This is a genomic window from Mesorhizobium sp., assembly GCF_965229135.1.
Lineage (GTDB): Bacteria > Pseudomonadota > Alphaproteobacteria > Rhizobiales > Rhizobiaceae > Mesorhizobium.
In genome coordinates this window covers 1,908,822-1,921,098 of sequence record NZ_OZ245860.1, presented here as the reverse complement: position 1 = coordinate 1,921,098, position 12,277 = coordinate 1,908,822, and the positions used below count along the sequence as shown (strand labels likewise).

Here is a 12,277-nt window from a genome sequence, read left to right as displayed (position 1 = left end):
ATAAAAGAAGGCGGATATGATTGACTTGAAAAAGACTGCTGCTGATATCTATGTCTTTGATGTGGATACGGAATCTGACACTGCTGCGGCAAATGTCCTTAGATTGGTCGGCACGGATAAGGACGTTCTTGAAATCGGCGCCGGGCCAGGTTCAATCGCCCGACCTCTCGTGGAAAAAAATGGGTGCCGTGTGACGGCTCTCGAAGTCGATCCAAATTGCATACCGCTATTGAAGTCGTTCTGCACAGATGTGATACAGGGAGACCTAAATAGTGCGGATTGGGATAAAGCTCTTGGTGGTCGAACATTTGAGGTAATTGTAATCGCGGATGTGCTCGAGCATTTGATCGATCCGTGGCTGACCTTACGACTTGCAAAAAAGCTTCTCCGTCCAGGAGGTTGTGTCGTCTCGTCGATCCCAAATGCATCTCACGCCGCCATGATCGCTTCTATACTGGACGACGATGTCGATTATCGTGACTGGGGTTTGCTCGACCGCACACATATTCGATTCTTTGGGGCGAAAAATATTCAGGATCTTTTCCGCCAAGCTGATCTCAAGATCGTTGACGCGCGTTACGTTTTACGGACACCTGAGATGACGGAGTTCGTCGACACTTGGCGCCGCACTTCGCTCAAGCTACGGGAAGCTCTCGATTTTCCTGCTTTTTCACAGGTTTATCAGACAGTGGTCTTAGCCGTCGGAGCAGCGGCGGCTCTGCCCGAGTTCGAGCTGGTCCGCAATCCTCCACCTAAAATCGAGTCTTCCCTTTCCGTAAAAATAGTAGGAAATGTACCCGGTGGCGTGAAAATAAGAAAAGCAATAGGCCGCCTTTTAGGAAAGACTGGGCGAAAAATAGTAAAGAAATCGCTCGGAATACGTTAGATGTCAGTTAGATTTATCGCTTTCTATCTCCCGCAATTCTATCCATTTGCTGAGAATGATCGATGGTGGGGCAAAGGATTTACAGAATGGACGAATGTGACCAAGGCCAGGCCGCTGTTTGACGGCCATTACCAACCACATTTGCCGGCGGATCTTGGATTCTACGATCTGCGGCTCCGCGAGACACAGCACGAACAAATTGCGCTGGCCAAACAATACGGGATCGACGGATTTTGTTTCCACTACTATTGGTTTGATGGAAAGCGTCTTCTCGACAAGCCGGTCGATGCATTTTTAAGTGACCAAGAGGCAGATTTGCCATTTTGCCTTTGTTGGGCCAACGAGAATTGGACCCGCCGATGGGATGCTGCGGAGCAAGAAGTCTTAATTGCGCAGCGGTACCCGTCCGGGTGGGAGGAGCGATTCATAGACAGCGTCGTGCCTTTCTTCAGTGATAAGCGATATATTAGGACCGAGGGCAGACCGGTTCTGATAGTTTATCGTCCGCAGCATATTCCTGATGCACGAAAGGCAGGCGAACGATGGCGGGAACGTTGCCGCGAAGTTGGAATCGGGGAGATACATATCGTCTCCGCGCTCACACATGGGAATGATAGCTATGAGCAGTATGGATTCGACGCGGGGGTAGAGTTCCCTCCGCATAATATGCGGGTCACATCTGTGAATGATGTAATTCCATCCTATAGGCCATATAGCGGACATGCGGTGGAATATGCCGATGTGGCCAGGGAGTATCTTCAAAGAGATCACGGGGTTCGGAGGATTTATCGGACTGTCTTTCCAAGTTGGGACAACACGGCTCGCGTACAGGATCGCGCGCTAATCGTTTTAGGTGCTACAATCGACAACTACGAGCGCTGGTTGAAAGGTGCGACCGACCGAACCAAAAACGAGCGGCATGGCACTCAACAACTGGTATTTGTCAACGCTTGGAATGAATGGGCAGAAGGTTGTCATCTAGAACCGGATAGAGAGTTCGGTCGTGGATTCTTGGAGGCAACTTTGCGCGTCAAGCGAGGTGAATCAACTGTGGATGAGATCTACGATACCCATCCTTTGCTTAGGTCGTCGACTAAGAATCTTAAGCCTGCCGCGCTCTCTCTTAAATGGAAGGTTGCCGCTTACCTTCATAATCGCCCCTTGGCACTAAAGATTGCACGGCTGACCTATAGAGCATTCCGGAGAGTTAAGCGCCGCAGTTCGCGCTCAGGTCGCCCGACCACCTAACTAGGTCTTCGATTTCCTAGGCTAAGCTAGCGGCGAGCTTTGCTTTGCCAAAATGCCGTCATGCGACGCGGCCAGCGGTCAGCCTTGGCGTAGTGGTACAATTCCTGATCGAGTTCAGTCATCTCGCGAAGGAGGGCGAGGGTAGACCTAGGAAGATCGCCTGCTCTGGGGCGCTCGCCAGTCACGTTGGTTTCGGTTCGCGTAATCTTTGGGGATCCGCCCAATGCCCGGAAAATTCTGAGAGCGTCTGAATTCAACGTCTCGGTAAAGCCGACAAAATTTAGGTTGCCTAGATTTCGTTTCGCCCTAGCGAGAAGTATTTTCGGCTCGTGAGCATCGACATCAACATCAGACCCATAGCCATGAGCTAATTGATAGGTCTGGTTGTTCCAGATTTGTGGGCGTAGCGGGTGTGACGTTGCTCCCCGGCGGTCGCGCCCGAGCAGTAAGAACTCTTCGAAAGAAAGTTCCTTGGCGGTGCTGTAGAGGATGTTGTCGTCTGTTGCGGCACGGCTAAACCAGTAGAGGGAAATCAGCCTTTCGATAGGATCGCGCAGGATCGTGAATGCATATCTCCCCTCTAGTAATTGCTCGGCAAAATCGTACCCAAAGTGGCCAGAGATGAAGGGGTACGAATCACATCCTTCCCTGCCTAAGTGCATGAAATCGGCATGGCTGATCACGCCCCCCGTTCCATAGCGCTCGCGCGCCATCATCATTATCGAAGTTCCGGCAGTTTTCTGAATATGCAAAAAAACTGCCCGTTTCGGTCCTCGCAAAATGCTCCCCCATTACCCGTACCTCTAGTAGAGGAACAATTCCATAAATCAAACTCTAAGCCGCTCAACAAGCCCAGCGGCGGTTATCTCCTATCAGATTGAACTAATCGATTGAGATTTGGACGCGCTTCGCTGGCTCAGTCGTAATCGATTCTATCCGACCACTCTTCAGCGTCATTTTCTTCGTACATACGCTCTCGATAAGACTTTCATTGTGGCTCGCCAGAACGATTATGCCTGCCTTTTCCGCCAGTTCGTCCATGCGCCTTTTGGCCTTGTCCTGAAAGGAGGCGTCGCCGGCGCCAATCCACTCGTCCATCAACAGAATCTCGGGGTCAAGCGCGGTTGCCGCCGAGAAGGCCAATCTCGCGGCCATCCCTTGGCTGTAGGCCTTGAACGGCAGGTCGATGAAGTCTCCGAGCTCGCTGAAGGCAATGATGTCCTCCATTTTTTCTTCGATCTCGGCTTCGGTCCATCCGCTGATCAAACCGCGTAGAACGATGTTCCTGCGGCCGGTGGCCTCACGACGAAAGCCTATATTGATGTTGAACAGCGCATCGACCTTGCCATTGATCGCCACGGTCCCACCGGATGGCTCGTAAATTCCGTAGAGAACCTTCAGAAGGGTGGTCTTGCCTGCTCCGTTCGGGCCGACAAGGCCGAGACGGTCGCCGGCTTTCAATTCGAAGCTGATGCCGTCCAGCGCCTGAACGAACTGCTTGCCACGCGAGCTTTCGATCCTGCCGCCTGGTCCCGAGACGCGGCGATCCGGCGCGGATAGCGTCAGCTTCTCGTGCAGCCTGTAAACAAGGCTGACATTGTCCAGCTTAATAGAAACCATCGGAGAACTCAGATCAGGAAGACGACTTGCTTGCGGTACCGCCCAAGCAGCAGCAATGCAATCATCCATGTAAGCAGGGAGACCAGTGCCGTCACGGTGAAAGCGTATAGGGGCATTTCCCCGCTCATGATCGGCACGCGCACGATTTCCAGGAAATAAGTGAAAGGGTTCCAATGATAGGCGTATTTCTGGATACCATCTTGACCATTGTACACCCAAAAAACGGGCGTGAAAAACATGCCCACCCGCAACAGATTTCCAACTATGAACTGGCTGTCGGGGAAGAAGGCTCCCAGGAATGCGAAGACGGTTATCAGCGCAGGGGTCGCCAGCAAAATTAGCAGTAATCCCACCAGCGACCAGAGCCAGGGCGATGTCACCAACGAACCGCTCACGATCAGAATGGCAACACAACCCGCGATCGCATAACCGGCGCGAATCACTGACTGCAGCGCAAGCCGCATCACATAGACAAATAGCGGCAGCGTGGTGCCTTCTATGAAGCTCTCTTCTCGCTGGAACAGAGACACACTCATAGACATGACTTCCATCAGGTAGAACCACACCAGGAGCCCGATGGAGACATAGGCAGCGTAGCCGGCGGCATTCTTGCCGGCTGGCTGGAACACGAAAACGAACGTGCCCACGAACGCCACATAGTTGACCAGCAGCCAAAGCGGACCTAGCGTTGTGCGTCTATGTTGGTCGCCGATATCTTCGTGAGCCAGCGCAACCCAGACCCTGTACAGCCTCATCGCCTTGCCGATATCGTCGATGGCGCCTTTCAATGCAGCAATCATAGTTCCTGGTGTGCCAATCTGTTGTTACCAATATTGGGTGCACCAACTCCAATGGAGACACCAGTGCACTATCACGACCGCCAAACCCGACGCTTCATAACCATTGCGTCGACCATCTGGCAACAGACTGCGTCATGAAGGTGCGGAGAGAGTTGATATCATCACGTGTGCAAAGCCTATCGAGGCAATCTTTAGACAGGCAGCCAGGTGCCTCAACCGATTCCCGTTGGAAAAAAATATCTGGCGATGACCGCGTCTCCGCAGTATGCGATACAGACGGTGGGGGCCGGGGTATTGGTACGATAGATTGGCGTGGTCGAACGGGTTCGACTGCGAGCACACTAGCGGCCATATTCTCGAGCCTGGAGTCTAGTGCCGCCCAATGGATTCACACCTGAAAGTCATATTCGGACTTCGACCGGATATGCGGCGTTCCTTCATCATGGTTCAGGACGTCGCCATGGTCCTGGTCGCGGTGGCGCTCAGCCTTGTGCTGTCGAGATCGAACCTGTCGTTCGATATTTTGTCCTATGCCGGCCTGGTATGCTGGGCGAGCATCGCAATCATCAGCCATCTGCTCTTCAGATACTGCGGTCTCTACAACACCGTGTGGCGCTTTGCTTCGACGCCGGACTTCTTCAACATCCTGAAGAGCTGCGGCATTCTCACGCTTGTCCTTTATGTCGTCTCGCTGGTGGTGCGCTATTTCCATCCCGTCGCCGGCCTCAACGAGCGTCAGTTCATCGTCTTCTTTCTCGTCTCGTTCACCATCATCTCCGGCCCCCGTCTCTTCTACCGGTTCCTTCGCGACGGAGCGAGCTGGCGGGCGATGCGTCGCAGGGGCGACGAGACCCCGGCCAAGCAGGCGCTGTTCGTCGGCCGGCTTGGCGAGGCCGACCTGATCATCCGTTTCACGCGAACGGCGGAGCCCGGCGAGTATTCCATCGCCGGCATCATGGCGATCGATGAAGGGGCGCCCTTGGGCCACAGGATCCAGGGTGTTCCGGTCGTGGCGGCGCGGCCGCGCCTTATGGAAGTCCTGGAAGATTACGCCAGCGGCACCAAGAGCCTCGATATGCTGATTTTCGGCAATGGGGCGGAGCGCGAGATCGAGGAGTATTCGGAACTGGTGCGCGTGGCCCGCCACAGCGGCATAGCGGTCGTGCAGTTTGCCGGCTTTTCCGAGCTGGGGCAGGGCGGGAATCTGGTTCTTGACGCTGTCGAGATGGAAACCATCCTGCGCCGCCCGACGGTGCCGTCCGACATAGAGCGCATCGGCGCCTTTGTCGCGGGCAAGCGCGTGCTGGTGACCGGTGGCGCGGGATCCATCGGGCGCACGCTGGTCAAACGGTCGCTTGAACTGGGAGCCGAGGCCGTGCTGGTCGCCGACAATTCCGAATTCGGCATCTTCCAGTTGAGCCAGTATATCGACGAGAAGGACCATGCGCGCCTCAAGGTCCGCATTGTCGACGTGGCGAACCGGCAGCAGATGACACGCGTCATCGGCGAGTTCAAACCATGCATCGTCTTCCATGCCGCGGCGCTCAAGCACGTTCCCCTGCTCGAGGAAAACTGGGAATCGGCGATCGAGACAAATGTCTTCGGAACCCTGGTCTGCGCCGAGGTTGCCGCCAAATTCGGTGTTCCGCAGTTCGTGCTGATTTCAAGCGACAAGGCGGTGGACCCTTCCTCCGTGCTGGGCATGACCAAACGGGCCGCCGAACAGATCGTCAGTTCCCTGCATGAAACGAACGCCATCGGCGCAAACGGTCAGCGCTGCGGCACAAGGTTCTTTGCCGTGCGGTTCGGCAATGTCTTTGGCAGCAATGGCTCGGTCGCCACCATCTTCCAGTCGCAGATCGAGGCTGGCGGCCCCGTCACAATAACGGACCGGCGCATGACGCGTTATTTCATGACGCTGGTGGAAGCCGTCGATCTCGTCATCATGTCGGCGGCCGACGCGGCCTCGCGCGAGGGCAGGGAGGATTATGCCATCTATATGCTCGACATGGGCAAGCCGGTGCCGATCCTCGAAGTCGCCGAAACGATGATCCGCATGGCGGGCAAAAGCCCTTACACCGACATTCCGATCCGGTTCACCGGCATCCGGCCGGGTGAGAAACTTCACGAGACGCTTCAGGGCGAGAACGAGGAACTGGTCGAGCTCGAAATATCGAAGATTTTCGGCTTGAGAATGGATGTCGCCGAATGGCCAAGAGTGCAGTCCGCGCTCACCGCGCTGCAGACCGCCATGAAAACCCAGGACAAGGCCTTGTCGCTCGCTGTCATGGCGGGTCTTCATCGGCCGGCGCCATCTCTCGACGGCACGGTTCTGGGCTCATCCCCCAAAACAGTCGGACAGGCGGGCTAGAGCATGATCCCGAAGGGTGCAATCCGGCCTTCTCGGACAAACGGTTCTCGTTTGTCCAGAGGTCATGCTCAAGCAAACAGATAGAGCCCCATCCCGATTCCATCGGGATGGAACAGGCTCGAGACCGGTGCCTCAAAGGCTTGACCACCGCTCCTAGGCGATTCCAAATCATCCATGGTTGCTCTCAGGTATTTGAAGGATATTCGTAGCTCGTGAGCAAACAGGATCAGCGCATCGCCATTTTGATGGCCACGAAGGACGGCGCGGCTTTCATCGATGAGCAGTTCGCGTCCCTGCTTGCGCAGTCGCAGCCTTCCATCGATCTGTGGATTTCCGACGACGGCTCGACTGACGCCACGACCGCCATCGTCGAGGCATGGCGGCCGCGCTGGCCGAAGGGGCTGCTGACCCTTGTGGACGGCCCGCGGCAGGGTTTTGCCGCCAATTTCCGGTCGATGATCATCGATCCGCGAATCGAGGCCGACTACTATGCCTTTTGCGATCAGGACGACATCTGGGAGCCGGACAGGCTTGAAGCCGCCTTGCGTTGGATGCGGATGCAGGACGTCGACATACCGCTCATGTTCTGTTCGCGGACCGCGACCATGTCCAAGTCGGGAAGCCTCCTGGGATGTTCGCCGCTGTTCCAGCGCCCCCCTTCATTTCGCAATGCGCTGGTGCAGAGCATCGCCGGCGGCAACACCGTCATGCTCAACCGCACGGCGCGCCAATTGCTGGCCATGGCGTCGGTGCGAACGCAATTTGTCAGTCATGATTGGTGGGCCTATCTCATCGTGACGGCGGCCGGCGGCGTCGTTCACTACGATCCACGCCCCCTAGTGCGTTACCGGCAGCATGAGGCGAACCTGGTCGGGGCCAACGTTTCGTGGAAGGCACGCTTCTCCAGGCTCGGACGCCTGCTGAAGGGTCAGTTTGCCGACTGGACCGACAAGAATCTCAGCGGTCTTGCCGTCAACCGCGACCTTCTTGCCGCGGATTCGGCCGCGTGCCTCGATCTGTTCATCGAATCGCGAAGTGGTGGTGTTTTCCGCCGACTGAGCTATCTGCGCCGAAGCGGCGTTTATAGACAGACACTCTTTGGAACGCTTGGGCTCTACTTCGCAACCATCTGCGGGCGGGTCTAGATCATGCCGACGATGCCTCCCGCCTATGGTGGACCGAAGCGCGCATTCGATCTGGTCGCGGCGGCGTTCTTGTTGTTGGTGACGTCGCCTGTCCTGGTGATTGCCTTCATCCTGGTGCGGGCTTCCTCGCCGGGCCCGGCGCTCCTTTCGCAAATCCGGATCGGGCGCAACGGGGCGCTGTTTCGCTGCCACAAGCTCAGGACCATGTATATCGGCACACCGTCCCTGCCGACGCATGAGGCGCCGGCGAATTCGGTCACTGCGGTCGGAAGGGTCCTGCGAACCTACAAGCTCGATGAATTGCCACAGCTCTGGAACGTCTTGAAAGGCGAGATGAGCCTGGTCGGTCCTCGCCCATGTCTGCCCACGCAGACGGAGTTGATCGAACGTCGCGAGCGGCTGGGCGTCCTGTCGGCGCTTCCAGGCATGACCGGCCTGGCGCAGGTCCGGGGCATCGACATGTCGGACCCCAGGCTGCTCGCCAAAACCGATGCCGAATATCTGACGACCGCTTCTTTCGGGTCTGATCTGAGGATTCTGCTTCGCACGATCTACAAGGGCTGAGCGGGCCCGAATTTGGCCTGCCGCGCCATTTCTCTCAGCCGCCGGGCGGTATCGATCTCCGGCGTCCAGCCCTCCGATATCAGCAACGATGGATCGCATATCTGCGTCGCCGTCATCCTGTCCCACGCCTTGCCTTTGCCCAACAGGGATGCAACTGGCCGCATCAATGCGGATGGGATGGGAATAAGCCGCGCTTGGCGCCCGAAACCCTGCCGGAAGGCCTCGACCACGGCCGCCACGGGGAGGGCAGGCACATCGCTGGCGAAATAGACCGGGCGAAGCGGGGGCGGGCTGGTCAACAAGTGCAGCACCGCCCTGGCCACGGCCTCGCGCGCGATCAGCGAGCGGACGCCTGAAAAGGCGGCGGTCGGCAGGGGCAGGGCGGTATCGGCCAGGCGCATCAGCGCGGCTAGGTTCCCCTTCATGCCCGCTCCATGGACCGGCGGCAGGCGCAGCGCCGTGGCATCGGCGCGACCTGATGACGTGTAGGCCTCCAACACCCTGATCTCGCCGTCCCGCTTTGAACGGCCGTAGGCGCATCGCGGGGCAGGAACCGTGCGCTCGTCGATCGTTCCACTGAAATCGGCACCGATCACGGCCCGGATCGAGGACAGGTAGATGAAGCGCCCGCTCACCCGGGCGGCGGCGGCGCGCGCCAGCCGTTCGGTCAATTCCACATTGGCGGTCCGAAAATCGGCTTCGGTCGCATTGCCCTGGTCATTGTTCAGGCCGGCGCAATGAACGACCTCGGTCACATCCTGCATAAGCGCGACAAAGGTCTCGACCGGGGCGCCGGGCTCCGGCAACCGCACGGCATCGCTTCCGACACCCAGCCGTTCAGGGTGACGGGAAGCCGTGCGCACTTCGATCCCGGCTGCACGCAGTTGCCGAACCACAAGGCTGCCGATGAAGCCGGTTGCGCCTGTCACAAGAACTTTCATCGTCCGGCCCGGTACGCTAACGGGCCGCTGACGCGGTCGGATGGATGTGCGTTTCCGGCAGTGCCATTGTGCGCCCGGATGCGAGATACGTTCCCGTCACCAGGAAGATCATCAGCACGGAATCCAGAATGTCGTGGCCAACCAGAATGCCGGTCATTCCAGCGATGAGATAGGTGATCACCACAATGACGATCATGGTGGCGCCAAACCGCTCGGCTGGATCAATGCTGGTGCTCAGCACTTTGGCTGCATTCCGCGCGGCAACGACGAAGACCGCCGCCAGCGTCACCGCGCCGAGGACACCTGCCCCGACCAGCGCGGTCAGGAAGCCATTGTGGAAGTGGCTGAATCCCGCTGTCATCCCGTATTGCTCCTGGAAGCCCTTCATCATCAGCGGAGAGACCGCCCCCATCCCATGCCCGAACAGCGGCGCCTCGCGGAACGCCTTCAAGCCGATATCCCATAGCGCGACACGCAGCCCCAAGGCTGTGCCGTAGTCGCCATGGTTCGTGAGCGAATTCCAGTCGGCAAGGAGAAAATCCGCACGGTCGGCGATGACTCGGAACCCGAGGACCGCGCTGACGACACCTGTCGTTACCAGCAAAAGCAGCAGGCGAATGGCGTTCGTTCCCTTGAGCCCCCGCAGGTTGATCACAAGGACGGCAATGCCGGCAACCAACAACGCAAGCCAGAGGATGCGCGATCCAGAATAGATGATGGCGACCGTGCCGGCGAGCACCGCGGCGTCGGCAACGCCACCCTTGGCCTTCTCAATGCCTGATATAATGGCCGTCAGGCAGATCATGACGCTGAGGCAGGCGACTTCAGCGAACACGATTGCATTTCCCGCCCCGCCCTTGGCCCGTATTCCCAGCCAGTATTGCTGGATGATCGCCAGCAGCAATGCGCCAAGGCAAGCACAGATGCTGCTTGCGATGATGACACGGACAAGCGTGGTTTTCCGCGAAATGCTCCAGGTCGAATAGGATAAGGGAAAAATCAGAAAGGTAACGAGGGAAAGAAGATGCGAAGCGTCCCTGACGATCGAATTGTTGATGATGGACGCCAGGAGATTGGCTCCGCAATAGGCGTATATAGCGGCGGTCATGGCGAGCATGGGGCGATCGCTATTGAAGCGCCTTCTCTTCAGCGCGATCAGCACCAGCGACCACAGACCGCCGCCGTTGAAGACAAAGCTGACGGCTGACCCGACGACCGGAGAGAGAAAGCAAGCAATGGAGAAGTAGATATTCGCCAGTGGCGGTGTGAATTTTCTTTTATGGAGGAAAGCCGGCTCAATGATCCAGTTCACAATTTCGGAGATTTCCGCGGTTGCGCTTGCATTAGTTGAAGAGAATATGAGGCCCGTCGATTTTTGCGCATATAGCTTCATGCAGTCTGCCCATTTTCCGGTATAGCGGCTGGGCAAGGGTTTCGATAGTGCGGCAAGCCGGAGCGCCATCAAAAATCGGCATCAATGTCCACCCGATCGTGATCACGGGAGATAGTGCGTTCAACGCCCGTCCGCGCTACCTATCCAGGCAATATTTTTCCTGTCTTTTCCTGACCTTTGAGCTCCTGAGTAGAAATTTTCGAGTTCTGGGTCCGGAATGGAAAATTCATTCCCGAGTTGCGTGTCGGCGTGCGCGTCTTGCATTGTTCTGGATGGCTGCGATCTGCTAGAACGCCGGCACGGAAATACATGTCCAGACGTGAAGCTTGACCGGGCGAAACACAACTCGACGATTGAAGCGAGGTCCTTCCGCTGGATGGCACGAGAGAACGCTAACAGTCCATGACAGCAGCGCTTACGCATCTTCAGCGGCTTGAAGCTGAATCCATCCACATTTTCCGCGAGGTTGCCGCGGCCTTTTCCAAACCGGTGATGCTCTATTCGGTCGGCAAGGATTCCTCGGTGCTGATGCACCTGGCAATGAAGGCGTTTTACCCCGCAAAGCCACCTTTTCCCTTTCTCCATGTCGACACCACATGGAAATTCCGGGAGATGATCGCCTTTCGCGACCAGATGGCGCAGAAGCTCGGCTTCGATCTTCTGGTCCACGTCAACGAGGATGGCGTCCGCGACAACATCAATCCGTTCGACCATGGTTCGAACACCCACACCCATGTGATGAAGACCGTAGCGCTGCGGCAGGCACTCGACAAATACGGCTTTGACGCTGCGTTCGGTGGCGCCCGTCGCGATGAGGAAAAGTCACGCGCCAAGGAGCGCATCTTTTCCTTCCGCAACGCCCAGCATGTCTGGGACCCGAAAAACCAGCGTCCGGAGATGTGGAAGATATTCAACACGCGGATCGCGGCCGGTGAATCGATCCGCGTGTTTCCGTTGTCGAACTGGACCGAACTCGACATCTGGCAGTACATCCTGCAGGAGAACATCCCGATCGTGCCGCTCTATTTTGCCAAGGAGCGGCCTGTCGTGGAGCGTGACGGCATGCTTATCCTCAAGGACGACGATCGCATGCAGTTGCGTCCAGGCGAGGCGGTCGAGAACCGGCTGGTGCGGTTCCGCACTCTCGGCTGCTATCCTCTGACCGGCGCGATCGAGTCCGATGCCGATACGCTCGAAGCCATCGTCGGCGAGATGCTCACCGCGCGCACCTCGGAGCGGCAGGGTCGCCTGATCGACCGCGATGAAGCAGGCTCGATGGAAAAGAAGAAGCGCGAGGGATACTTCTGAG

General features: G+C 57.4%; 11 protein-coding genes. 6 read left to right on the top strand and 5 right to left on the bottom strand.

Going from position 1 to position 12,277, the window contains the following annotated elements:
• The first annotated feature begins 16 nt into the window (after window positions 1-16).
• Window positions 17-886, top strand: coding sequence for a class I SAM-dependent methyltransferase (locus ACO07C_RS09365; RefSeq protein WP_421913891.1), 870 nt, complete (start codon window positions 17-19; stop codon window positions 884-886).
• Window positions 887-2,134: a glycoside hydrolase family 99-like domain-containing protein gene (locus tag ACO07C_RS09360; RefSeq protein WP_421913890.1), complete on the top strand. Its 1,248-nt coding sequence runs from the start codon at window positions 887-889 to the stop codon at window positions 2,132-2,134.
• A 26-nt stretch (window positions 2,135-2,160) separates the two neighbouring features.
• On the opposite strand, the gene ACO07C_RS09355 is transcribed toward ACO07C_RS09360, so the two are convergent.
• The 3 genes from ACO07C_RS09355 to ACO07C_RS09345 form a co-directional block, all read right to left on the bottom strand.
• Window positions 2,161-2,886 (bottom strand): sulfotransferase family 2 domain-containing protein, encoded by a 726-nt coding sequence (locus ACO07C_RS09355; RefSeq protein WP_421913889.1) that lies wholly within the window; start codon window positions 2,884-2,886, stop codon window positions 2,161-2,163.
• A 130-nt stretch (window positions 2,887-3,016) separates the two neighbouring features.
• Complete coding sequence (locus ACO07C_RS09350; protein WP_421913888.1) at window positions 3,017-3,823, bottom strand: ABC transporter ATP-binding protein; 807 nt, start codon at window positions 3,821-3,823, stop codon at window positions 3,017-3,019.
• Window positions 3,763-4,554 (bottom strand): ABC transporter permease, encoded by a 792-nt coding sequence (locus ACO07C_RS09345; RefSeq protein ID WP_421913887.1) that lies wholly within the window; start codon window positions 4,552-4,554, stop codon window positions 3,763-3,765. Before ACO07C_RS09345 ends, ACO07C_RS09350 begins: the two co-directional genes overlap by 61 nt.
• Before the next feature lie 424 nt (window positions 4,555-4,978).
• On the opposite strand from ACO07C_RS09345, the gene ACO07C_RS09340 reads away from it, so the two are divergent.
• From ACO07C_RS09340 to ACO07C_RS09330, 3 genes are all read left to right on the top strand, one after another.
• Window positions 4,979-6,925 carry an SDR family NAD(P)-dependent oxidoreductase gene (locus tag ACO07C_RS09340; RefSeq protein WP_421913886.1) on the top strand — a complete coding sequence of 649 codons (1,947 nt, stop codon included), beginning with the start codon at window positions 4,979-4,981 and terminating at the stop codon, window positions 6,923-6,925.
• Between the two features lie 212 nt (window positions 6,926-7,137).
• Window positions 7,138-8,070: a glycosyltransferase family 2 protein gene (locus ACO07C_RS09335; protein WP_421913885.1), complete on the top strand. Its 933-nt coding sequence runs from the start codon at window positions 7,138-7,140 to the stop codon at window positions 8,068-8,070.
• A 3-nt stretch (window positions 8,071-8,073) separates the two neighbouring features.
• Window positions 8,074-8,634 (top strand): sugar transferase, encoded by a 561-nt coding sequence (locus tag ACO07C_RS09330; protein ID WP_421913884.1) that lies wholly within the window; start codon window positions 8,074-8,076, stop codon window positions 8,632-8,634.
• Here ACO07C_RS09330 and ACO07C_RS09325 read toward each other — a convergent pair.
• Entirely contained in the window at window positions 8,622-9,575 is a 954-nt protein-coding gene (locus ACO07C_RS09325) for an NAD-dependent epimerase/dehydratase family protein (protein WP_421913883.1), read from the bottom strand. The two genes, ACO07C_RS09330 and ACO07C_RS09325, sit on opposite strands and share 13 nt — an antisense overlap.
• 16 nt (window positions 9,576-9,591) lie before the next feature.
• Complete coding sequence (locus ACO07C_RS09320) at window positions 9,592-10,968, bottom strand: O-antigen ligase family protein (protein WP_421913882.1); 1,377 nt, start codon at window positions 10,966-10,968, stop codon at window positions 9,592-9,594.
• Window positions 10,969-11,370: 402 nt separating this feature from the next.
• On the opposite strand from ACO07C_RS09320, the gene cysD reads away from it, so the two are divergent.
• Window positions 11,371-12,276 (top strand): sulfate adenylyltransferase subunit CysD, encoded by a 906-nt coding sequence (gene cysD, locus ACO07C_RS09315; protein WP_421913881.1) that lies wholly within the window; start codon window positions 11,371-11,373, stop codon window positions 12,274-12,276.
• The last annotated feature ends 1 nt before the right edge of the window (window position 12,277 follow it).